Origin of the sequence: Pseudomonas baetica (genome assembly GCF_051216495.1) — a bacterium.
GTDB lineage: Bacteria > Pseudomonadota > Gammaproteobacteria > Pseudomonadales > Pseudomonadaceae > Aquipseudomonas > Aquipseudomonas baetica_B.
Genome location: NZ_JBPKAM010000051.1, coordinates 1 through 24551, shown reverse-complemented (window position 1 = coordinate 24551; position 24551 = coordinate 1). Strand labels below are relative to the sequence as shown.

15 protein-coding genes are annotated in these 24551 nt (G+C 61.4%); 11 read left to right on the top strand and 4 right to left on the bottom strand.

Features of this window, described 5'->3' with window-relative positions; genetic code table 11:
• Positions 1 to 29 precede the first annotated feature (29 nt).
• From ACSFE6_RS18465 to ACSFE6_RS18455, 3 genes are all read right to left on the bottom strand, one after another.
• On the bottom strand, positions 30 to 2156 hold the full coding sequence (locus ACSFE6_RS18465; protein WP_435428967.1) for a TonB-dependent receptor family protein: 2127 nt from the start codon (positions 2154 to 2156) through the stop codon (positions 30 to 32).
• A 267-nt stretch (positions 2157 to 2423) separates the two neighbouring features.
• On the bottom strand, positions 2424 to 3761 hold the full coding sequence (locus ACSFE6_RS18460; RefSeq protein ID WP_435428966.1) for an MFS transporter: 1338 nt from the start codon (positions 3759 to 3761) through the stop codon (positions 2424 to 2426).
• Positions 3762 to 3897: 136 nt separating this feature from the next.
• Positions 3898 to 4716: a helix-turn-helix transcriptional regulator gene (locus ACSFE6_RS18455; protein WP_435428965.1), complete on the bottom strand. Its 819-nt coding sequence runs from the start codon at positions 4714 to 4716 to the stop codon at positions 3898 to 3900.
• 97 nt (positions 4717 to 4813) lie between these two features.
• On the opposite strand from ACSFE6_RS18455, the gene ACSFE6_RS18450 reads away from it, so the two are divergent.
• The 8 genes from ACSFE6_RS18450 (at position 4814) to ACSFE6_RS18415 (ending at position 17299) form a co-directional block, all read left to right on the top strand.
• Positions 4814 to 5770, top strand: coding sequence for a threonine dehydratase (locus ACSFE6_RS18450; protein WP_435428964.1), 957 nt, complete (start codon positions 4814 to 4816; stop codon positions 5768 to 5770).
• A gap of 125 nt (positions 5771 to 5895) precedes the next feature.
• On the top strand, positions 5896 to 8100 hold the full coding sequence (locus ACSFE6_RS18445; RefSeq protein WP_435428963.1) for an OsmC domain/YcaO domain-containing protein: 2205 nt from the start codon (positions 5896 to 5898) through the stop codon (positions 8098 to 8100).
• 146 nt (positions 8101 to 8246) lie between these two features.
• Positions 8247 to 9131 (top strand): LysR substrate-binding domain-containing protein, encoded by an 885-nt coding sequence (locus tag ACSFE6_RS18440; protein WP_435428962.1) that lies wholly within the window; start codon positions 8247 to 8249, stop codon positions 9129 to 9131.
• 137 nt (positions 9132 to 9268) lie between these two features.
• Positions 9269 to 11947 (top strand): aconitate hydratase AcnA, encoded by a 2679-nt coding sequence (gene acnA, locus ACSFE6_RS18435; protein WP_435428961.1) that lies wholly within the window; start codon positions 9269 to 9271, stop codon positions 11945 to 11947.
• A gap of 266 nt (positions 11948 to 12213) precedes the next feature.
• On the top strand, positions 12214 to 13266 hold the full coding sequence (locus ACSFE6_RS18430) for a lactonase family protein (RefSeq protein ID WP_435428989.1): 1053 nt from the start codon (positions 12214 to 12216) through the stop codon (positions 13264 to 13266).
• Between the two features lie 71 nt (positions 13267 to 13337).
• Positions 13338 to 14663, top strand: coding sequence for an MFS transporter (locus tag ACSFE6_RS18425; RefSeq protein WP_435428960.1), 1326 nt, complete (start codon positions 13338 to 13340; stop codon positions 14661 to 14663).
• A gap of 189 nt (positions 14664 to 14852) precedes the next feature.
• Positions 14853 to 15584 carry a transporter substrate-binding domain-containing protein gene (locus tag ACSFE6_RS18420; protein WP_435428959.1) on the top strand — a complete coding sequence of 244 codons (732 nt, stop codon included), beginning with the start codon at positions 14853 to 14855 and terminating at the stop codon, positions 15582 to 15584.
• A gap of 71 nt (positions 15585 to 15655) precedes the next feature.
• Positions 15656 to 17299: an acetolactate synthase large subunit gene (locus tag ACSFE6_RS18415; protein ID WP_435428958.1), complete on the top strand. Its 1644-nt coding sequence runs from the start codon at positions 15656 to 15658 to the stop codon at positions 17297 to 17299.
• Between the two features lie 7 nt (positions 17300 to 17306).
• On the opposite strand, the gene ACSFE6_RS18410 is transcribed toward ACSFE6_RS18415, so the two are convergent.
• Positions 17307 to 17696, bottom strand: a complete 390-nt coding sequence (locus ACSFE6_RS18410; RefSeq protein ID WP_435428957.1) for a response regulator transcription factor — start codon at positions 17694 to 17696, stop codon at positions 17307 to 17309.
• A 272-nt stretch (positions 17697 to 17968) separates the two neighbouring features.
• Between ACSFE6_RS18410 and ACSFE6_RS18405 the strand changes: the two genes are divergently transcribed.
• The 3 genes from ACSFE6_RS18405 to ACSFE6_RS18395 all read left to right on the top strand — a co-directional run bounded on the left by ACSFE6_RS18405 (position 17969) and on the right by ACSFE6_RS18395 (position 24524).
• Complete coding sequence (locus tag ACSFE6_RS18405; RefSeq protein WP_435428956.1) at positions 17969 to 23440, top strand: trifunctional serine/threonine-protein kinase/ATP-binding protein/sensor histidine kinase; 5472 nt, start codon at positions 17969 to 17971, stop codon at positions 23438 to 23440.
• A gap of 12 nt (positions 23441 to 23452) precedes the next feature.
• Positions 23453 to 23770 (top strand): lecithin retinol acyltransferase family protein, encoded by a 318-nt coding sequence (locus ACSFE6_RS18400; RefSeq protein ID WP_435428988.1) that lies wholly within the window; start codon positions 23453 to 23455, stop codon positions 23768 to 23770.
• Between the two features lie 109 nt (positions 23771 to 23879).
• Positions 23880 to 24524, top strand: a complete 645-nt coding sequence (locus ACSFE6_RS18395) for a response regulator transcription factor (RefSeq protein WP_435428987.1) — start codon at positions 23880 to 23882, stop codon at positions 24522 to 24524.
• The last annotated feature ends 27 nt before the right edge of the window (positions 24525 to 24551 follow it).

The window sequence follows — 24551 nt, the reverse complement described above, 5'->3', positions numbered from 1 at the left end:
GCCATGCAGTGCCTGAATCCATCAGGCACTCAGAGCAAACTCCACGACACCCCTACATACACCCCAAAACCTTCACCCGGCGTCGATCGTGCCGCGTCCAGCCCTTTGTCGTCGTAGCCCGGCGTGACGGTGGCGGCGTAGTGCTTGTCCGTCAGGTTGCGCATATCCACCCAGGTCTGCCAGTCGCCCTTGGGCGCGTTGTAGCCCAGGGTCGCGCCGAATAGCGCGTAGGGATCGGCGTAGTAGCTGTTGGCGTAGTCCACCGCGACCTTGGATACCAGCTGGGTGTTGAGCGCAGCGAAGAAACCCTGGGGCCAGTCGTAGCGCAATTCACCCTGGTAGTAGTGCATCGGCAGGCCTGGCAGGCGGTTGTCGCCGAAGCGATCGTCGTCGCGGTAGTGGAAGTCACTGAAGGTATAGCTCTGGCGCAGGCTCAACTGGCCGCCATCGTCCCGTGACCACAGGTTGCTTTGCAGGCTGGCTTCCACGCCCTGGTGCACAGTGGGGCTGGCGTTGAGTTCGTAGGGCGTGGTGGCGTTGGCGTCCGGCAACACCGAGAGCAGTTCGTGGCGCACCTGGGCGTAGTACCAGGCGAGCGTCCATTGGCCCATCGTGCTGTCGCCGCGTCCTCCCAGTTCCAGCGTGGTAGCGGTCTGGTTTTGCAATTCAATCGGGTCACGCTGGGTGCCGGTGGCCGGGCCGCTGCCCGCCGGGAAGCGCTGATTGGCGCTGTAGATCAGCGACCACGGATGCGGTGCCTCGACCGAGCGACTGAGATTGCCGAACAGCTGCAGATCGGGGGTCACTTGATAGCGCAGCCCCAGGCGCGGCGCGTAATCCCAATCGCCCATGCTGGTCTTGCCGCCCCCGTCCGGGAAAGTCACCGCGCTTTCGCGTCGGGTATAGATGGCGGCCAGGCCGGTGGTCAGCCACAGGTCCTCGGCGATCTCCAGGTCGTTGCCCGCATGCAGGACCGTGTCGGAACCCTGATAGGTGAAGTTGCGCATGTGGGTGCCCGGCGCGTACCCGGCAGTATTGCCGGTGGGAATACGCACCAACTCGCTGGCGCCGTCGTTGGGCAAGTGCTTGGTCACGCGCAGGCCTACGGTGCTCTGGCTTTCCATGCCCCACAGCGTATCGCGCCGATGGTAGTCGAAGGTGCCGCTGACATCGGTGTACGCCACCTTCAAGCGGTTGGGGCCCTCGCGCAGATCCATTGGATAGTCGTGGTAGACAAGGCCGGTCTGAATGCTCGAGTCGTCATCCAGATAGAACGTCGTCTTGTTACCGATAAAGGTGCTGCCGGGCTGCTTGCGGCTGTCGTCGCGCGATACGTAGGCCGGGTTGGCCGCTCGCGGGTCGTGTTCGATGGAATGCTTGGTGACGCGCCCGGCGAGGTCGTTGTCGGTCTCGCGGTAGCGCAGGTAAAAGCGCGTTTCCAGGTTCGGGTTGAAGCGATAACCGAAGTTGGCGATGACGCCCTGGCTCTCGCTGGCCGTGTGATCCTGATAACCGTCGGACTGCGCGTCGGTCACCGCCATGTAGTAGTCGAAGTCGCCCAGCACCTGCCCGGAACTGACCTGGCGTTGCTGATAACCGTGGCTGCCCGTCGCGTAGCGTACTTGCAACTTGGGGGCGTTGTAGCCGGTGTGGCTGACGTAATCGATGGCCCCGCCCAGGGCCAGGGCACCCCGGTCGATACCGTTGGCGCCGCGCAGCACTTCCACGTGGTCGAGCCACAGCGGTTCGAGCAATTCATAGGGCGTGCCGCCGGGGCCGGTCAGCGGCAGGCCGTCGAGCATCGTGTACAGCCCCGAGGCATGGGCGCCCGGTGCCCGGTTGATCCCCGATCCACGAATCGAAATCTTCACCCCTTCATTGCCCGCGGACTGGGCATAAACCCCCGGCTGATAGGCCAGTACATCCTGATTACTTGCCACGCGACCCTGCAACGGGCGACGCATGTCCACGACGTTGGTGCCACCGGGTACTTCGGCCAACCGGGCCTCGGCGTCCTCGACCGACTGGTCTTCGCCGCCGGGGTCCTCAGCGCCGATCAGCACTTGCCCCAGTTCCAGGCCCTGGGCACAGGCGATGGCCGGACAAGCAAGGGCCAGACCCAGCAACGCGGCGGGCAGGGATGTGGGCGAGGGCATTGGGAGAACTCCAGACGTACAGGAACAGGCAGTGAAGAACTGCGACGTATGGAGGAACGAATGGAGCACATGGGGATTTTGTTTTTTTTCAATCACCTACGCGGTTTATTGTGGGAGGCTGTGTTGAACAAAAAATGTGCGTGCGATCGAGATCAAATGTGGGAGCGAGCCTGCTCGCGAAAGCGTTAGTTCATTCAGCACTGATGTTGAATGTGCCGCCCTCTTCGCGAGCAGGCTCGCTCCCACAGAAAAGCAATCCCGGGGCCTTCAGGCCTCGATAGCCTTCCCGGCGCCTTTCTCCTGCGTGGCCACGTCATGCAGCGAAATCCGCGACGTCTCGTGCAAGGCCAAACCACCCGCCAGTCCCAGCAGGGCCACCAGCATCAGGTAGAACGCCGGCGAGAGGTTGCTGCCGGTGGTGCTGATCAGCCAGGTCGCCATCAGCGGCGCGGTGCCGCCAAACAGGGTGTAGGCCATGTTGTAGGTCACGGCCGACGCGGTGTAGCGGGTGCGGGTCGGGAAGGTTTCCGAGAGCAAGGCCGCGGTGACCACGTTGCACAGCACCGCGCCCGTGGCCAGCAACATCACGCCTGCGACGGAGGCGGCGAACGAGCCGGAGCTGGCCATCAGGAACGACGGATACACCACCACGATCAGCAAGGCGCAGGCGCTCATCACCGTTTTACGACGTCCGACCCGGTCCGAGTACAGTCCGGCAAGCGGGCAGACCAGCGCCGCGAACATCAGGGCAATCAGCGACACCAGCAATGCGGTGGCGCGGCTCAGGCCACCGGCGACTTGCAGGTAGGTCGTGAAGTAGGTGGTGAACATGTAAAACGACAACGCCGTGAGTGACACGAAAGCGCCCAGGCAGCACATCGCTGCACCGTGGTTGCGCAGGGTTTCCTTGAGCGGGGAATGGGCAACGTCGCTTTCCTGGGTCACCGCCTGGAACGCTGGCGTCTCGTCCAGCTTCCAGCGCAGGTAAAGACCGACAAGACCCAAAGGTGCCGCCACCAGGAACGGCAGACGCCATCCCCAACTGGCCATCGCCTCGGCGGACAAGGAGGATTCCAGCGCATAGGCCAGCACCGCGGCCGAGGCGAAGGCGGCAAAGGTCGACACCGGTATGAAGCTGCCATACCAGGCGCGTTTGTCGTTCGGTGCGTGCTCCATCAGGTAGGCGCAGGCACCGGCGTATTCGCCCCCGGCGGAAAAGCCCTGGGCGCAACGGATCAGTGACAGCAAGATCGGCGCAGCGACCCCGATTGCGGCATAGGTGGGCAACAGCCCGATCAAGGTCGTAGCCGCAGCCATCAGCAGAATCGTCGCCGCCAGGGTGCGCTTGCGGCCGATCTTGTCGCCCAGCATGCCGAAGAAAATCCCGCCCAGGGGCCGAAACGCAAAGGCCACGGCGAACACCGCAAAGGTCTTGAGCAACGCGGCATTGGCATCACCGCTGGGGAAAAACTGCTGGGCGATGGTGGTGGCCAGGAAACCGTAGACGGCGAAGTCGAACCACTCGACGAAATTACCGATGCCGGCGGCGACAATCACTTTCCTCAGGGTTTGTGGGCTGACCTGTTGCGCAGGGGTGTTCGTCATGCTTGACCTCGGCCATTCGTCAATGAGCGTTCGATTATCGGGGTAGCCACCGATGCGGCTCACTTCAAAAGTGTCATCCACATAGTCAGTACCGACGTTTTGCCACTGAACGAAGCAGGATTCGCGCCAGCGTTTTTCAGAACGTCAGGCACCTGCGCAACTGCACTGGGCTGATGCCAAGCCGTTGCTTGAAGGCAGTCGCCATGTGCGCCTGGGAGTTGAAACCGCAGGCAAGGGCGATGTCGGCCAGTCCGGCGGCAGAGTCGCGCATCAGGGCCCGGGCCCTGGCGAGGCGTCGATCGATGACGTAACTGTGCGGGCTCTGGCCGGTCGCTTGCTTGAAGGCACGCATGAAATAACCTTCGGACAACCCCAGCAAATCCGCCATGACCTTCACACCTAGCGCCCCATCGAGGCCAGCGTCGATGAACTCATCAAGCAGGCGCATCCGGCTGCCGGTGATCGAACCCAGGGGCGCAGGCGGCAACGCCTGGTCAACCTGCGTCCGTTGCGCCAGCGCCAGGGCCCAGCCCTCCCAATCGTCCTCCACCGAGGGCCGCAGCAATGCGGCGCGCATGCGCAGTGCGAGGGTAATGGCCTGCGGATCGATGCGATTGTTGAAGGCACGCTCTCCCTTCAGCGCCATACCGTCGGTGCGCATCATCCGCAGGTATTCACCGCCCTGGGACGACTCGGACAACACGTCACAACCGGCGGGGACGAATGCCAAACCGTTGGGCAGCGCCTCGAAGGGTTGCACCCGGTCGCTGCCGATGGCGTGCAGGCCCCGCTGGCTGTCGACGGCAAAGCCGATTGCCGACTGGGGCGCGACATAGCGGGTCGCGTAGGCGGCGCCGGGTAGCAATTCGATCGCCCAGGGGCCGGCCTCGATACGACGGACCGGTTCGGCGGGCAGCGGCAGCAGGCGGCGGTTTCGATGGCTCATGGGCACCATAGTAGTGAAACCGGGACGCAAAAGTCAGGTCAGTTTTTTGAAAGTCTGCGCGATGCGCTCATGTCTAGACTGGGCAACACCCCAGGGAGAACGACCCATGCACAGACTGACCCTCGACGATATCGAACAAGCCGCTCGCCACGTGTACCAGGTCATGCCGGCCACCGCCCAATACGCTTGGCCCCTGCTGGCCGAGCGGTTGGGGTGCACGGTTTGGGTCAAACACGAAAATCACACGCCCACCGGTGCCTTCAAGGTGCGCGGTGGCATTACCTTCATGCACTGGCTCAAGCATGCGCACCCGGACATCAAGGGAATCGTCAGCGCGACCCGTGGCAACCATGGGCAGAGCCTGGCACTGGCGGCCGGCGCAGTCGGTTTGAAGGCGTTGATTGTGGTGCCTGAAGGCAACTCGATAGAAAAGAACAAGGCGATGCGCGCCTTTGGCGGCGAAGTGGTCGAATACGGTCGCGATTTCGACGAGGCCCGCGAAGAAGCTGCACGCCTGGCGCATGAACATGGCCTGTATCTGGTTCCGCCATTCCATGCCGAGTTGGTCAAAGGCGTGGCCACCTATGCGCTGGAGCTGTTCAAGGCCGCGCCGGATCTGGATACCGTCTACGTGCCGATTGGTTGCGGGTCCGGCATTTGCGCAGTGATCGCCGCCCGCGATGCACTGGGCCTGAAGACCCGGGTCGTGGGCGTGGTGTCTACTGAAGCCGAGGCCGCCAAGTTGTCGTTCGACGCTGGAGAAATACGCGAAACCGCCTCGGCCAACACCTTTGCTGACGGCCTTGCCGTGCGCAGGCCCATTGCAGAAGCCTTCGCCGTCTACGCGCAAGGTGCACAGCGCATCGTCTCGGTCAGTGAGGCGCAGATCGCCGAAGCCATGCGTGTGTATTACACCGACACCCACAACCTCGCCGAAGGCGCGGGGGCCGCGGCCCTGGCTGCGCTCATGCAGGAGCGTGAGGCCATGGCCCGCAAAAAAGTGGGAGTGATTCTGTCCGGCGGGAACGTTGACCGGGCGGTGTATGCCAGAGTGATTGGGTGAATAGGATCACACCTACAAAGGGAATGTGTACCGACTCCGTCGCATTCTCACTGAAAGCACAATACATCCCGCGCAAAACCCGGATAATGGCGGCCACGTTTAGCTCGTTATTCTGGTAATCCCGCATGGAAATCAAGGTCAATTTTCTCGACAACCTTCGACTTGAAGCCAAGTTCGACGACTTCACGGTCATCGCCGACCAGCCTATCCGCTACAAGGGCGATGGCTCGGCACCGGGACCGTTCGACTATTTCCTGGCTTCGTCGGCGTTGTGTGCGGCTTACTTCGTGAAGTTGTACTGCGAAACGCGCAACATCCCCACGGATAACATCCGCCTGTCGCAGAACAACATCGTTGACCCGGAAAACCGCTACAACCAGATTTTCAAGATCCAGGTCGAATTGCCGGCGGACATCTCCGACAAGGACCGCCAGGGCATTTTGCGTTCCATCGACCGCTGCACGGTGAAGAAGGTGGTGCAGGCCGGGCCTGAGTTCGTGATCGAGGAAGTGGAAAACCTTGATGCCGATGCCCAGGCGTTGCTGATGCCGGGCCATGCTTCGGACGCGAGCACTTACATCGTCGGCAAGGACCTGCCGCTGGAGCAAACCATCGCCAACATGTCCGGGATTCTGTCCGACCTGGGCATGAAGATTGAAATCGCTTCGTGGCGCAATATCGTCCCCAATGTCTGGTCGCTGCATATCCGCGATGCGCACTCGCCGATGTGTTTCACCAATGGCAAGGGCGCGACCAAGGAAAGCGCGCTCGCGTCGGCATTGGGCGAGTTTATCGAGCGGCTCAACTGCAACTTCTTCTACAACGACCAGTTCTGGGGCGAAGACATCGCCAACGCGCCGTTCGTGCATTACCCGGACGAGCGCTGGTTCCAGCCGGGCCGCAAGGATGAGCTGCCACCGGAAATCCTCGACGCGTACTGCCTGAAAATCTACAACCGCGATGGCGAACTGCGTGGCTCGCATCTGTTCGACACCAACTCCGGCAATGAAGCGCGCGGCATCTGTTCGCTGCCGTACGTGCGCCAGTCGGACGGCGAAGTGGTCTATTTCCCGTCCAACCTGATCGAAAACCTGTACCTGAGTAACGGCATGAGCGCCGGCAACACCCTGGCTGAAGCCCAGGTGCAATGTCTGTCCGAGATCTTCGAACGTGCGGTCAAACGGGAAATCATCGAAGGCGAATTCGCCCTGCCAGACGTGCCGCAGGAGGTGCTGGCGAAATACCCGGGGATTCTGGCCGGTATCGAAGCATTGGAAGCGCAGGGCTTCCCGGTGCTGGTGAAGGATGCGTCGCTGGGTGGTGAGTTCCCGGTGATGTGCGTCACCCTGATGAACCCGCGTACCGGTGGTGTGTTTGCCTCGTTTGGCGCTCACCCAAGCTTTGAAGTGGCGCTGGAACGCAGCCTCACCGAACTGCTCCAGGGCCGCAGCTTCGAAGGCCTGAACGATTTGCCGCCGCCGACCTTTGAAGGTCATGCGGTCACCGAACCGAACAACTTCGTCGAGCACTTCATCGACTCCAGCGGTGTGGTGTCGTGGCGCTTCTTCAGCTCCAAATCCGATTACGAATTCGTGGAATGGGACTTCTCGGGCCAGGGCGAAAACTCCAACGCCGAGGAAGCCGCGACCCTGTTCGGCATCCTCGAAGGCATGGGCAAGGAAGTCTACATGGCGGTGTATGAGCATATCGGCGCAACCGCCTGCCGCATCCTGGTACCGGACTACTCGGAAATCTATCCGGTGGAGGACCTGATCTGGGACAACACCAACAAGGCCCTGTTCTTCCGCGAAGATATCCTCAACCTGCATCGCCTGGACGAAGCCGAGCTGAATGCGCTGGTCGAGCGCCTGGTGGAAAGCGAGCTGGACGACTACACCGACATCACCACCCTGATCGGCATCGAATTCGACGACAACACTGCCTGGGGGCAGCTGACCATCCTGGAGTTGAAGCTGCTGATCTGGCTCGCCTTGCAGCAATACGAAGAGGCGAAGGAAGCGGTTGAAATGTTCCTGCAGTACAACGACAACACGGTCGAGCGCGGCTTGTTTTACCAGGCGGTGAACGCGGTGTTGGAGATGGAACTGGACGAGGATCTGGAACTGGCTGACTACGAAGCCAACTTCCGCCGGATGTTCGGCAACGAACGGATGGATGCCGCGATTGGCTCGGTCAACGGCAGCGTGCGCTTCTACGGCCTGACGCCGACCAGCATGAAGCTGGAGGGCCTCGACCGGCACCTGCGCTTGATCGACAGCTACAAAAAACTGCACGCGGCGCGGGCCAAGGTGGCGAACCTGTCCCGTTAACCACATTCCCTGTAGGAGCGAGCTCTGCTCGCGATGGACTTCAAGACAACGCAGTCATCCAGACAGTTCGCGTTATCGTTGACGTCCATCGCGAGCAAGCTCGCTCCTACAGGGAGGGTGGGCGCCAGTCAACGAGGACACAGTCAGTGCGCTACGACATCACCAGCCTGGACCTGTTTATCGCGGTGGCCGATGAGCGCAACCTGACCCGTGCCGCCCGCCTCAAGCATCTTGCGGTGTCCGCCGTCAGCAAGCGGATCACCGAGCTTGAAATGCAGGTGGGTTCGCCACTGCTGATCCGTAATGCGCGAGGCGTGGACCTGACGCCGGCGGGGCAATCGTTGCTGTTTTACGCCCGTCAGGTGAAGCAGACGATCGAGCAACTGGACCAGGAACTCGGCGATTACGCCACCGGGATCAAAGGCCATATCCGCCTCCATGCCATCACCTCCGCGCTGTCTCAATTCCTGCCCGACGACGTGTCGCGCTTCGTGGCGCTCTACCCGCAAATCAAGTTCGATATCGAGGAACGGGTAGGGTCGGCCGTGATTCGCGCGGTGGCCGACGGGCGCGCCGACCTGGGCATCATCGCCGCGCAGACACCGGCACAGGGGCTGGAAACGCGGCCTTATCGCCATGACGAATTGACCCTGGTGGTACCCGGCGGGCATCCGCTGGCCACGCGCGAGTCGGTGCGTTTCAAGGAAGTGCTCGAGCATGAGTTTGTCGGGCCGCACCTGGAGAGTTCGATGCATGCGCTGTTGACCAGCGAGGCGGAAAAACTGGGGATGGCGCTCAAGCTCAGGATCCGCATCAGCAGTTTCGACTGCATGTGCCGCATGGTCTCGACCGGCCTCGGGTTGGCCGTGCTGCCGCGCAGCGTCATCAACCAGTATTTGCGCAGTCACAAACTCAAGGCCGTGACCCTGGACGAGCCCTGGGCACGGCGGGCACTGCTGCTGGTCTTCAAGAAATACGAAAGCGCGTCGCCCACGGTGAAAACCCTGATCGACCAGTTGAGTCTTGCATAACATCCTCGAGCGTTCTCCATTGGAGAACGCTGCTGTGGTAATTGATCAATTTTCAGCAGTACGGCTTGCTCCTAATATCGGCTCAACAGCGGTCACGATCACCGCGATTCTTATAAAAAAGCCTGAGCGATATGAGCATGACCGAGACTGCCCGCGACCTCATCAATCATCTGGTGATCGATAACGCGTCGTTCGCCTACATCGATTTGAACAAGCTGCTGACCCCGGCGCAGGTATCGAAGCTGCCGTATTCGATCCGCATCCTGCTGGAGAACGTGGCGCGCTGCTCGCCGCAATCGCTGCCCTCGGTACTGGCGCGCGCCGTGGGACAGGGTGACGACTGTGAAGTGCCATTCCAGCCCAACCGCCTGATGTTCCATGACACTACCTGCCTGCCGGCCCTGGCCGACTTTGCCGGCATGCGTGATGTGGTGGCCGAACTGGGCGGCGATCCGAGCGCCATGAACCCGCTGATTCCGGCGGTGCTGACCATCGACCACTCGGTGATCGTCGAGCGTTACGCCGAGGCCGATGCGGTCGAGCAGAACCTGGACATCGATTTTCGCCGCAACAGCGAACGCTATCGCTTCATCAAGTGGGCGCAGAAGAGCCTGGATAATTTCGGCGTGATCCCGCCAGGCACCGGCATCATCCATCAGATGAACATGGAAGCGCTGGCGCAGGTGGTGTGGGAGAGTCGCACTGAAGACGGGCAACGTCTGCTGCACCCGGACGACATGGTCGCCACCGACAGCCACACCCCGATGATCAACGCCATCGGCGTGCTGGGCTGGGGCGTGGGCGGTCTGGAGGGGCAGGCCGCCATGGTCGGCGAGCCGGTGCCGATCAGTTTTCCCAAGGTGGTCGGGATCCGCGTGACCAACGCGTTGCGCCCCGGCGTCACCGCCACCGACCTGTCGTTGCACGTCGCCGAGATCCTGCGCCAGCGCTCTGTGGTCGGCAAGTTCGTCGAGTTCACCGGTCCCGGCCTGTCGGCCTTGAGCTGGGCGGCCCGTGGCACCGTGTCCAACATGGCCCCGGAATATGGCGCCACCGTGGTGTTTTTCCCGTTCGACGATGAAACCCTGTCCTACCTCAAGCTCAGTGGTCGTTCCGAACCCCTGTGCAACAAGGTCGTCAGCTACATGAGTGCCCAGCCGCTGTGGCGTCGCGATGAGCTGGCCGAGCCGCAGTTCGACGAACTGATCGAGCTGGACTTGAGCTGCATCGAAGCCAGCGTCGCCGGCCCCCACCAGCCGCATCAACGGCAGAAGCTGTCCAGCGCCGCGACTTCGTTCCGTGAACAAGTCATGGGTGGTGCTGGCCTGATCGCCGGTCTCGCCGACCAGCGCTTTTACGAACCGGCGTTCGGCGAATCGATTACCCATGGCGCGGTGGTCATGTCGGCGATCACCAGTTGCACCAACACCGCCAACCCTGCGCAGATGATCCAGGCCGGGTTGCTGGCGCGCAAGGCGCGTCAGTTGGGGCTCCAGCGCAAGCCGTGGGTCAAGACATCCTTGTCGCCGGGTTCCCGTGTGGTGGCTGACTATCTGGCCGAGGCCAACCTGCTGGAAGACTTTTCGGCGTTGGGTTTTGATCTGGCCGGCTTCGGTTGCATGACCTGCATCGGCAACTCCGGGCAGTTGGAAAAGCATGTCGAACGCTTCGCCGATGAAGGCCTCAAGGGTGTGGTGGTGCTGTCCGGCAACCGTAACTTCGAAGGGCGGGTCAATCCCAAGGTGCCTGCCGGGTACCTGGCGTCGCCGGCCCTGTGCGTTGCCTATGCCATCGCCGGGACCATCGACATAGACCTGGAGTCCCAGGCCCTGGCCCATGACCGCGCCGGCGATCCGGTGTACCTGCATGACCTGATGCCTTCGGATGCGGACATCGCTGCGCAGGTGGCCCGGGTGGTCAAGCCCGAGTTCTTCCAGCAGCGCCTGGCGAAGGTGTGGGAGGGCACGCACCACTGGCAGGCGCTGTCGGCTGAAGGCAGCGTTCGCTTCCCCTGGAGCCCGGACTCGACTTACCTGCGACGCCCGCAGTACCTGGCCGATATCCCGGCCCTGGCGAAAACCACCCTGGCCATCAGCGGTGCACGCCCTCTGATGGTGTTGGGCGACAACGTGACCACCGACCACATCTCGCCGGCGTATTCCATCCCGGCCGACAGCCTGGCGGGGCAATGGCTGTTGGCGCGTGGCGAGGATCCCAGGGATCTCAACCAGTACTCCACCCGCCGCAGCAACCATGAAGTGATGCTGCGCGGAGCCTTCACCAACAAATCAGTGAAAAACCGCCTGCTGGGCGATAACCAGCCGGGGCAGGGCGCTTGGGCCTGGAATGCCGACCGCACGCAGTGCTTGCCGCTGTACGAAGCAGCCAAGAGTCATGCTGCGCTGCAGACACCCATGGTGATCTTTGCCGGCATCAACTACGGCGCCGGTTCCAGTCGCGACTGGGCTGCCAAGGCCCAGGCATTGCTCGGAGTCAAAGCCGTTGTGGCGCAAAGCATTGAGCGGATCCACCGCAGCAACCTGATCGGCATGGGGGTCATCCCATTGCAGTTCCCAACCGGTCAGTCGGTGGACGACCTGGCGCTGCAGGGCGATGAGCGTTTCGATTTTCTCGGACTGGATGACCTTGGCGTTGGTGAGAACCGGGTGACGATGGTCATTCAGCGTGCCAACGGTGAGCAGCAACAGGTAGACCTGGGCGTGCGCATCGATTCCCTTCAGGAAATCCGCTACCTGATCAATGGCGGCGTCCTGCCCTTCGTGATCCGCAAAGTGGTGCAGCGAACGCGGCTCTGATTCGGGCTCCAATCCCGAACCCTGGCATTTGCCTTCAACAATAATAAGGAACAGCTACCATGCGAAGCGACGATAACGACGCAGGCCTGCCCGTGCCTGCCATTCAACCCGACGAGCCCCCGTTCACCGGCGCAACCCGCCGCACGGTGCTCAAGCAGATGAGCACGATTGCCGGGGCGTCCCTGCTGGGAGCGTTGTTGCCCGGCGGTTTTGCCCACGCCAGTGATACCCCTGAAAAACCAACTGATGCACGGAGAACCACCCCTATGTACGCCTATGTCGGATCGCGCACGACCAAGGAGCGAAACGCTCGCGGTGAGGGCATCAGCGTTTATAAAGTGGATCAGGAAGCGGGCACGCTGGCGCTGGTTCAGGTGGTGAAGGATCTGGTGAATCCGTCGTTCCTCGCCCTGAACAAGGCGGGCGACCGGTTGTACACCGTCCATGGCGACAAGAGCGATGTCAGCGCCTTCAGCGTCGATAAGGCCACCGGCAAACTGACCTTCCTCAATCAGCAAAGCTGCGAAGGCAAGAACCCGGTGCACCTGGCGCTCGACCCCAGCGAACGCTTCCTGGTGGTGTCCAACCACATCACCGGCTCCCTGGCGGTGATGAACGTAGGCGAGGACGGTGCGCTCGGCACGCTGAACCAATTGCTCAAACTGGAAGGGCCAATGGGGCCGCACCGGGTCGAGCAGCCGTTTTCCAAGCCGCATTTCAACCCGTTCGACCACAGCGGTAACTATGTACTGGTGCCGGACAAGGGCCTGGACCGGGTGTTCAGTTTCCGCTTCGACAACGGCAAGTTGCTCCCGGCAGATCAACCTTTTGTCGTCAGCCGCGAAGGGGCGGGGCCGCGTCATCTGGCGTTCCACCCCCGTGCCGCGTTTGCCTATGTGATCAATGAGCTGGACTCAAGCGTCACCGCCTACCGTTTCGATGCCCGCAACGGCGGGCTGACGCCGATGCAGATCCTGCCCTCGCTGCCGGCGACCTTCACCGGCAACAGCCGGGCATCGGAGATCGAAGTCGACCGCAGCGGCCGCTTCCTCTACGCCTCCAACCGTGGCTACGACAGCGTGGCGGTGTTTGCCATCGACCAGGGCACGGGGATGCTGAGCCCGGTGGAGTTCATGCCCACCGACGGCAAGACCCCGCGATTCTTCACACTGACCCCCAACGAGCGCTACCTGTTCGCACTCAACGAGGACAGCGACACCATCATTTCGATGGCGGTGGATCCGCAGAAGGGTGGGCTGCGCAAGACCGGGTTCTCGGTCTCCACCGGCAGCCCCGTGTGCATGGTCTTTTCGGCCTGAACCCATGCTCCGTTGAATCGAAACGTTGAATAGAAACAAGCAGGCGCACGCCTGCTTGCAGTGAGGTCACCATGAACAACAATAAGACGCTCGACGAAACCGCGATTGTCCGCAAGGTCACGCTACGCATCATTCCCTTCGTATTCCTGCTGTACATCGTTTCTTATCTGGACCGCGCCAATATTGGCTACGCCGCCCTGCAAATGAACAAGGAGCTGGCGCTGTCCAGCGAGGCCTTCGGCTTCATCTCGGGGATCTTCTTTATCGGCTACTTCCTGTTCGAAGTGCCGAGCAACGTGATGCTCAACAAGTTTGGCGCCCGGGTGTGGATCGCCCGCATCCTCGTGACCTGGGGCGCCATTGCGGCGCTGACGGCCTTCGCGCAAACCGCCAACCAGCTCTACATCCTGCGGTTTTTCCTTGGGGTGGCCGAAGCCGGTTTCTTCCCGGGGATCATCGTTTACCTGACGTTCTGGTTCCGTTCCCGAGAGCTGGCGACCACCGTGGCGCTGTTCACCGCCGCCATTCCGGTCAGCTACATCATCGGCGCGCCGATGAGCACCTGGATCATGGACAACATCGGCTGGCTCAATTGGAGCGGCTGGCGCTGGATGCTGTTTCTCGAGGGCATTCCCGCGGTATTCCTCGGTGTTGCCTGCTACTTCTTCCTCACCGACAAACCCGAGCAGGCCAAGTGGCTCAAACCTGAAGAAAAAGAATGGCTGATCGCCGAATTGGAGCGCGACCGCCAGAGCCGCAAGAACGTCAAGAGCCTGAGCGTCTACAAGACGATGACCAACCCGAAGGTGCTGTACCTGTCGTTCATTTACTTTGTGTACCAGTGCGGCAGTCTCGGCGTCGGCTACTGGATGCCGCAGATCATCAAGAGTTTTTCCGAGTCCCTGACTCATACCCAGATCGGCCTGATCGCCATGCTGCCGTACATCGTGGCCACGGCGGCGATGATCCTCTGGTCGCGCAGCTCCGACCTGCGCAATGAACGCAAACTGCACTCGGCCGTGCCCTTGCTGATTGCAGCGCTGGGCCTGGTGGGCGCAGCGGTACTGGCCAACCCGTTTGTGGCCATGGCGATGATTTGCCTCGCGCTGTCCGGGCTGTACAGTTTCAAGTCGCCGTTCTGGGCCTTGCCGACGCTGTTCCTCAATCGCGCCACGGCGGCGGTATCGATTGCGGTCATCAATTCGATCGGCAACCTCGGCGGCTTCGTCGGTCCCTCGCTGATCGGCATGGTCAAGGGCAACAGCCACAGCGCCGCCAATGGCCTGTTGTTCCTCAGCGCATTGTTGCTGGTGGGCTTTTTGATGACGTTGTTCATGCGGGTGGCCAATAAGGAGGGCGCGCCAGAAGCCGTTGCCCTGGGCGGCGAGACGCACTGAGACCTTGAGCCAGCATGGTTTTTTGTAGGAGCAAGCTTGCTCGCGATGGTCGTTAACGATGACGCGTGTTTACTGGCTCATCGCGACGCTCTTGAGTCCATCGCGAGCAGGCTCGCTCCTACAGTTACGTTCAGTGAGCCGTATTAGCCCTTAAGGCAGGCATTTCACAAAAAAAATGGGAGTAAAAAAATGAATGCGATCAACCCTGCGGTAATCGAGGATCTGGCGCCACACGGTGTGCTGCGTGCCGCCATCAACTTTGGCAATCCTGTCCTGGCACAAAAAGGTCAGGACGGATCGCCGCAGGGTGTGTCCGTCGCCCTGGCAAAAGCCCTGGCTGAAGAGCTTGGCGTGGATTTGGAGATGATCACGTTCGAGGCCGCCGGCAAGGTCTTCGCGGCCCTGGAGGAGGGCGCCTGGAACCTGGCCTTCCTGGCCATCGAGCCGGTGCGCGAGCAACAGATCACCTTCAGCGAACCCTACGTGATCATCGAAGGCACTTACCTGGTGACGGCTGACTCGCCTTACCAGGCGGTCGAGGATCTGGATCAGCCTGGCCTGAAATTGGCGGTCGGCAAAGGTGCGGCCTACGATCTATTCCTGTCTCGCACGTTGCAGCATGCGCAGCTTGAGCGCGCTGAAACCTCGGCGGGTGCCGTGGATCTTTTTGTCGAGCAGGGGCTGGATGCGGCGGCGGGGGTGCGTCAACCACTGGAGCAGGTGGCGGCTGGCAACCCGGCGTATCGGGTTATAGTGGGTGCGTTTACCGCCATTCGACAGGCCATGGCAGTCCCACGCCATTGCGTCGCCGGTGCAGCCTATGTCCGGGACTTCATCGAGCGCAAAAAGGCAGAAGGGTTCGTTCATGCCGCATTGGCCCAGAGTGGTCAGGCCGACGTCACGGTAGCGCCGTCCGTGTGAAACAGTGGGGCATGCCCCATGATCGATCATCGCCAACGCGCGTGAGCGCCCACAGATATTGAGGTAGCGAAATGGCCAAGGCCGCAGATGTCGTCGTGCAATGCCTGGAAAACGAAGGCGTCGAGTATGTATTCGGCATTCCGGGTGAAGAAAACCTGGACCTGCTGGAGTCGTTGCGAAAATCCCCGATCCAATTGGTGCTGACCCGTCACGAACAGTCCGCTGGCTTCATGGCAGCGACTTACGGGAGGCTCACCGGCAAAACCGGTGTCAGCCTGTCGACCCTCGGCCCGGGCGCGACCAACCTGGTGACCGCCGGTGCCTACGCCTACCTCGGCGGCATGCCGATGCTGATGATCACTGGCCAGAAACCGATCAAGAAGTCCAAGCAGGGTCGCTTCCAGATCCTCGACGTGGTCGGCATGATGCAACCGTTGACCAAGTACACCCATCAGCTCGCCTCCGCCGACAACATCCCGTCCCGCGTGCGTGAAGCCTTTCGTCTGTCGCTGGAAGAAAAGCCCGGCGCCGTGCACCTGGAACTGCCGGAAGACATCGCCGCCGAACAAACCGACAGCATGCCCATCCCGCCAAGCCTGGTCCGTCGTCCCCTGGCCGAGCACAAGTCCATCGAAGGCGCCGTAGAAAAGCTCAAGGCCGCCCGCAGTCCGATCCTGGTCATCGGCGCCGGCGCCAATCGCAAGATGACCTGCAAGGTCCTCAAGCAACTGATCGATAAGACCGGCATCCCCTTTGTCACCACGCAAATGGGCAAGGGCGTGGTCGACGAGCGTCATCCGCGCTTCCTCGGCAACGCGGCGCTCTCCGCCGGCGACTTCGTCCACCGCGCCGTCGAAGCCGCCGACCTGATCGTCAACATCGGCCACGACGTCATCGAGAAACCGCCGTTTTTCATGGTTCGTGGCGGCACCGAAGTGATCCACATCAACTTCCGTTCCGCCGAAGTCGACCCTGTGTACTTCCCGCAGATCGAGGTGGTGGGGGACATCGCCAATGCTGTTTGGCAGATCGGTGAAGCCTTGAATGACACGTCACACTGGGACTTCACTCGCCTGATGACGATCCGCGAAGCCAACGAAGCCCAGGTGATCGAGGGGGCGGACGACAACCGCTTCCCGATCTACCCACAGCGTTTCGTTGCCGACGTGCGTCGTGCCTTGCCGTCCGAGGGCATCGTGGCGCTGGACAACGGCATCTACAAAATCTGGTTCGCCCGCAACTACAAGGCCCATAAGCCCAACACTGTGCTGCTGGATAACGCCCTGGCGACCATGGGCGCAGGCCTGCCGTCGGCGATGGCCTCGCACCTGGTCTACCCGGACCGGCCGGTGGTCGCGGTGTGCGGAGACGGTGGCTTCATGATGAACAGCCAGGAGCTGGAAACCGCCGTGCGCCTGAAGATGAACCTGACGGTCATCATCCTGCGCGATGACGGCTACGGCATGATCCGCTGGAAACAGTCGAACATGGGCTTCACCGATTTCGGCCTGGACTACGGCAACCCGGACTTCGTCATGTATGCGCAAAGCTATGGTGCCAAAGGGCATCGGGTAGAAAGCGCCGAAAGCTTCCTGCCGCTGCTGCAGCGCTGCATCAGCGAGCCGGGGGTGCACGTGATCGATTGTCCGGTGGACTATTCGGAGAATGACTTCATTCTCAACAGCGAGCTCAAGCGCAGGAGTGCGCTGGTCTGATTTTCTCTCAGTGCCGCCGGAGCAGGGCGGATTCGATGCAACTGAGCAACCGGTCGGCATCGCAGGGCTTGGGCAGGCAGGCCACCAGTTCTGGCGCGTGAGCGCCAAGGGCGGGTGCGGCTCCCATATAAGCAGTGATGAAAATGGTGGGGATGTGGAAGCCCATCGCGACCAGTTGCTCGACCATTTCCATACCGCTCATGCCCGGCATCTGGATGTCGGAAACCAGGCAATCCGTTTCCGCCGAGACGTTCGCGCCGAGAAATTCCAGGGCACTGCCATAGATCCGGGTCTTGTAACCGCCGGATCGCAACAGGCTTTCCAGGGCGTGTCGAACGCAGTCGTCATCATCGACAATGGCAATGGTCGCCGTGCATATCGGGGTGTTTTGCTTCATTTGATTTCTCGTGACAGCACTTGGCCTGCCTACAAGATACGCAGTCCTGAAGGGGCGGAAAGTTATATCTACGTATGAGTGGCCAAAACCAAAGCGTGATGTCGCCACTGCTATTGCATGACATCCTGCGGATTATCGGGTAATACATTTCGTGATTATGTTCCTGGGGCACCGGCCATCAGGCGCGAAACCGCAACACAGCACGAGCTGTTCCGGGGCCCACCGAAAACACCGGTCATGGGGATCCCGCCCCCACTTCGATGGATAACCGCATGCAGACATTCTGGGATGATGGTGAGCGTAACTTTTGTCGGGAATCACGCTCGGGGGCAGAGGGGGACAGCAATGTCCTGGTGGCCCGGCCCGCCGCCGAACATCCGCTGGCGGCCTGCCTGGCGCGTTTTGCTCACGAATTTTCCCTCAAGGACGAACTGCATGCCGGTTGGGCGGTACGACCGCTTGAGTTGGTGCGCGAAAATGGGCGGATAAAATTGCTGCTTGAGGACCCCGGTGGCGAGCCACTCCTGCAACAGCTTGGCGCGCCCATGGAGACCACCGTTTTCCTGCATCACGCCATCAGCATCGCGGTGGCGCTGGGCAAGCTGCACCAGAGCGGACTGATCCATAAAGACATCAAGCCCAGCCATATCCTGGTCAACTGCGCTGACCGCCAGGCCCGTTTTACCGGATTCGGCCTGGCCTCGCGCCTGCCACGGGAACGACACGCGCCGGAGACCATCGCGGGCACGCTCGCTTACATGGCGCCGGAACAGACCGGCAGGATGAATCGCTCGGTCGACTCGCGAAGTGACCTCTATTCCTTCGGCGTCACGCTGTACCAAATGTTGACTGGCGCGCTGCCGTTCTCGGCTTGGGACCCGATTGAATGGGTGCATTGCCATATCGCCAAAAAGCCGCTATCCCCGAGCCAGCGGGTTGAAACCGTTCCCGAAGCGCTGTCCGACATCGTCATGAAACTGCTGGCGAAAACCGCCGAGGAGCGCTACCAGACGGCCGCGGGTGTCGAGCATGATCTGCGTCGATGCCTGGCCGGCTGGCAGCACCAGTGCCGTATCGATACCTTTGCACTGAGCGAGCACGGCGCCAGCGATCGCTTGCTGATTCCCGAAAAACTGTATGGGCGCGAGCGGGAGGTCGATACGCTGGTGACCGCGTTCGGTCGAATCGTGGCAAGCGGCGTGACCGAGTTGGTGCTGGTCACCGGTTACTCCGGTATCGGCAAATCGTCGGTGGTCAATGAACTGCACAAAGTGCTGGTGCCGCCACGAGGCATCTTCGCCTCCGGCAAGTTCGATCAATACCGGCGCGATGTTCCCTATTCAACGCTGGTGCAGGCCTTTCAAAGCCTGGTGCGCATGCTGCTGGGCAAGAATGACGAGGATCTGGCGCATTGGCGCGAGGCGTTGCAGGAGGCGCTGACACCCAATGCACGGCTGATGACCGACCTCATTCCCGAACTGAAGCTCATCATCGGCGAGCCACCACCGGTACCGCCACTCGACCCGCAACAGGCGCAACACCGTTTCCTCCTGGTGTTCCGGCGCTTTATCGGTGTGTTCGCGCGGGCCGAACATCCGCTTGCCCTGTTTCTCGATGATCTGCAGTGGCTCGATGCGGCCACCCTCGACTTGCTGGAGGATCTGCTGACCAGCCCGGACATACAGTACCTGATGCTGGTGGGGGCCTATCGCAGCAATGAGGTCGATGTTGCGCACCCGTTGACGGGCAAGCTGCAGGCCATTCGCAGTGCGGGGGGCAGGGTGGATGAGATCATGCTGGCGCCGCTCGCCAGGGGGCACATCGAACAGTTGATCGCCGAGTCGCTTCATGACGACATTGCGCGAGTCGAACCCCTGGCGCAGCTGGTGCTGGACAAGACCGCCGGCAATCCCTTTTTTGTGATCCAGTTCCTGCAAGCGCTCGCCGAAGAGCAATTGCTGACGTTCGATCAGGAGGCGCGGCAGTGGTGCTGGGATCCGCAGCGCATCCATGCCAAGGGCTATACCGACAATGTCGTCGACCTGATGGTCGACAAACTGACGCGTCTGCCGCACGAGACACAGCAGGCGTTGCAGCAGCTTGCTTGCCTGGGCAACGTTTGCAGTGTCAGCGCGTTAACCGCCGTCATGAGCATGCCCAGGGCGCAAGTCCGCACGGTGTTGTGGGAAGCGATTCGCCAGGAATTGGTCGAACGCCTGGAGGGTGGTTATGGTTTCGTTCATGACCGTATCCACGAGGCTGCCTATTCACTGATCCCCAAGGCATCGCGCGCGCAGGCGCATCTGCGAATCGGGCGGTTGCTGGCCGCGCAGACGCCTGAAGAAAGGTTGGAAGAGGCGATCTTTGAAATCGTCGGGCAGCTCAACCGCGGCGCCACGTTGCTCACGGAGCAGGGTGAGCGTGAGCGACTGGCCGAGTTCAACCTGATGGCCGGACAGCGCGCCAAGGCCTCGACCGCTTACACATCGGCGCTCACTTACCTGACCACGGGGGCGCAGTTGCTCCGCGACGACTGTTGGGGGCACCGGCATGGGTTGATGTTCGAGCTGGAGTTGAACCGGGCCGAATGCGAACTGCTGACCGGGCAGCTAACTGCCGCGGACAAGCGCCTGTGCGTGTTGTCGGATCGCACCACCACCGTGATCGAACGGGCCAGCGTGACGTGCCTGCAAATGGACGTTTACCTGCTGCTCGATCGCAGTGACCGTGCGGTGGCGGTTTGTCTGGACTACCTGCGGCATGTCGGTATCGAGTGGTCGGCGCATCCGAGCGACGATGAAGTGCGTCGCGAGTACGAACGGATCGGTTCGTTGCTGGGGGACCGGGCCATCGAAGATCTCATTGATCTTCCGCTGATGGAGGACGCCACGTCGCTGGTGACGGTCAACGCGCTGAGCAAGCTGTTTGCGCCCGCCGTGCAGACCGACGCCAACCTGTCGTGCCTGTTGATCTGCAAGGCGGTCAGCCTGAGCCTCGAGTGGGGCAATTGCGATGCCTCCTGCGTGCTGTACGCGAATGTCTTCATGGTTGCCGGCCGACGCTTCGGTGACTATCAGATCGGGTTCCGCTTCGGCCAACTGGGTTGCGACCTTGTCGAGCGACGTGGCCTGACGCGATTCGAGGCCAGCACCTACCTGTGCTTCTCGTGTTTTGCCGTGCGCTGGATGAGACCTGTGGCGCAATGCCGGGACTTGCTGCGCCGTTCGTTCGCGGCGGCGAACCGGATCGGCGATTTGCCTTATGGTGCCTATGCGGGCAACAACCTCACCGCCGATTTGCTCTTCGCCGGTGAGCCCTTGTCCGAGGTGCAAGGCGAAGCCGAACAAGGGCTGGCTTATGCCAGGAAGGTGCGTTTCGGGCTGGTGACCGATTTCATCGTTACGCAACTGGCGCTGATACGGATGCTCCGGGGCTTGACCCCAACCTTCGGTCGCCTGGAGGAAGGCGCATCGAACGAATCTGGCATCGAAGCCCATTTGTCCAGCAGCCCCGACCTGGTACTCGCCGAGTGTTTGTACTGGGTTCGCAAACTCCAGGCCCGCTACCTGGCCGACGATCCAGCAGAGGCCCTGGATGCCGCCGCCAAGGCGCAGCAGCTGCTCTGGGTTTGCCAGTCGTTCTTCGAGGAAGCCGAATTTTACTTCTATGATGCACTGGCCCGGGCGGCCTGGTGCGACAACGCCCCTGCCGACGAGCATGCATCGCTCCTGATCGCCATGGCCGTCGATCACCGTCAGCTCCAGAGCTGGGCACAACAGTGCCCGGAAAACTTTGCGAGCCGGGCCGCGTTGGTCGGTGCCGAAATCTCCCGCATCGAAGGGCGCGTGGTGGAGGCCGAGCTGCTGTATGAGCAAGCCATCACCCTGGCGCAGGAGAGTGGTTTTGTTCACATCGAGGCGCTTGCCAATGAACGGGCGTCTCGTTTCTATGGCGCCCGTGGACTTGGGAAAATAGCCCGTGTCTATTTGCAGGATGCTCACTACGCCTGGCTGCGTTGGGGCGCCGATGGCAAGGTGCGCCAGCTTGAAGCGAAGCATCCGTGGCTGCGGACCGGGGAGCCTGCGCCAGGTCCGACGACTACCATGGCCACCGCGGTCGAGCACCTTGACCTTGCCACGGTCCTGAAGGTTTCCCAGGCCGTGTCGGGTGAGATCGTCCTGTATAAGCTGATCGACATGGTCATGTGCACGGCGATCGAACAGGCCGGCGCCGAACGCGGCCTGTTGATTCTGTCGGACGGCGGCGAGCATCGGATCGCGGCGCAAGTGACCACCGGCGGCAGCGCGACGCTATTGCGCGATGAGCCCGTCAGCACACAGCTGTTGTCGGAGTCCGTTCTCTATCATGTCCTGCGTACCCGCGAGAACCTTTTCCTGGACGATGCCATGGTCGAGGCCACGTTTGCCGCCGACCCCTACATTCGCCAGCATCGCGCTCGCTCGATTCTCTGTCTGCCGTTGATGAACCAGGCCAAGCTCGTCGGCGCGCTCTATCTGGAAAACAATCTGGCCGCCGGAGCGTTCAGCCAGAACCGCATTGCCGTGCTCAAACTGGTGGCGTCCCAGGCAGCCATCTCGCTGGAAAACGCCCGCCTGTACCGCGAGGTTGCGGAGCGCGAGTCGAAGATCCGGCGCCTGGTAGACGCCAACATCATTGGCATCGTCGTCTGGAATGCCGAAGGCGATATCGTCGAGGCCAATGATGCGTTCCTGTGCATGCTGGGATACGCACGCGAGGATGTTGTGCAGGGTCGCCTGCGCTGGCGGGATCTGACTGTGCCGGAGTTTCGCGAACTCAGCGAGCGCTCCATGCTGCAGGCCGTGCAAACCGGCCATGCCCAACCATTCGAGAAGGAGTATTTCAAAAAGGATGGCAGCCGCTTGCCGGTCATCCTCGGCCTGGCCATGTTCGAAGCCAACAGCAAGGAAGGGGTCGCGTTCGTGCTGGACCTGACCGAGCGCAAGCGGGCGGAAGAAAAAACACGCGAGAGCGAACGGCGCTATCGCGAGGTGCAGGCCGAGTTGTCCCACGCCAACCGTGTCGCGACCATGGGCCAGCTTGTGGCGTCGATCGCCCACGAGGTCAATCAGCCGATTGCCGCGGCGATACTCAACGCCAATGCCGCGCAGCGTTGGCTGAACACCCAGCCGCCGGAGCTCGACGAGGTCCGTCATGTGCTCGGCCGGCTAATCCTGGATGCCAACCGCGCGGCGGACGTGCTGGGGCGGATCCGTGGGCACATCCGCAAGACGCCACCACAGAAGGGACCGGTGGACGTCAACGCGGCGATTGGCGAAATGATCGAATTCACCCGTGGCCAGATCGTCAAGAGCGGTACCTCGCTGCAGACGCAGCTCATGGACGGTTTGCCGCACATCGAAGGCGACCGTGTCGAGCTGCAACAGGTGCTGCTCAACCTGATCATGAACGCGCTCGAGGCCATGGGCAGCGTTGAAGAAGGCGAGCGCCGATTGCACATCAGCGTGGTGTTGGGCGAGGAGGGGGGGCTGCGTGTCAGCGTCAGTGATTCGGGGCCCGGATTCGCTTCGCAAAACACCGACCTGGTGTTCACCTCGTTCTACACCACCAAGCCCACCGGCCTGGGGCTGGGGTTGTCGATCTGTCGTTCGATTATCGAGGCCCATGGCGGGCGTCTGTGGGCAAGCGCCAACCAGCCTTGCGGTGCCACGGTGCAATTCACGCTTCCGGTCGTGCAGGGTTGAACAGCGTTTGTTATCACGGCCGACTATGCCGGCTATAGCAACTCTCTGAAGGCGAGCCCCATCGAGGTGACGGATCTTGAAGGTTTTGCCAACGGCCGGCCTGTCTGGATGGTCCAGGAACCGTGCGAGTTTTCCAGTGATGAAGTCGTCAGCCGGGCATGTTCGAGAATCGGTGAAAGCCGTTACAGGATTTTTTCCAACAACTGCGAGCACTTTTGCAGTTGGTGCATTCGTGGGAAAAGTCATAGTGCCCAGGTCGATGCGCTGCTTCATTCTCCCCGTGATTTTTTCTCGATGATGTTAGTTGCAAGAGCGAGCTTTATTGCATAAAGGCCTGCAAGATCTTCCTGCCGTAACTGTTGTGCATGGCGCCTGTATCAAGGCAGGCAAAAGCGCTGTGCTACACTTTTTCCCCGATCAATTCCGAAGAGTGTCGTGCATAAACGCTCCATTCAATGAGTCGCAAAGCAATGGTTCCATTGTGTTCGTGGTGGATGACGATGCCTCCATTCGCGATGCATTGAGCAACCTGTTGCACTCTGCCGGCATTCGGGTCGAGACGTTCGCATCCACGGCGGAATTTCTCCGCCGGCCGAAGACAGAGGGCGCCAATTGCCTGGTCCTGGATGTACGGCTTCAAGGTAGCAGCGGCCTGGACTTCCAGCGGCAGTTGGTGGAATCGAACACCAGCATTCCGATCATTTTCATCACTGGCCATGGCGACATTGAGATGTCCGTCAAGGCCATGAAAGCGGGCGCCGTGGATTTTCTGGCCAAGCCGTTTCGTGAGCAGGATCTTCTGGACGCGGTGACCGCCGCCCTTCAATCAGATATCAGGCGCCGTGAAGTCGAGCGGCAATCCTCGGATTTGCACGCCCACTACGAATCTCTGACTCCGCGTGAAAAAGAGGTGATGGCGCTTGCCGCCAAAGGCCTGATGAACAAGCAGATTGCGGGACAGATGAACCTGAGCGAGATCACCATCAAGATTCACCGCGCCCATGCCATGAAGAAAATGCACGCCAGGTCCTTTGCCGATCTGGTTCGGATGGCGGCGTCATTGGGGATTGGCCACAGCCGTTGAAGCCCCCATTGTGGGAGCGAGCCTGCT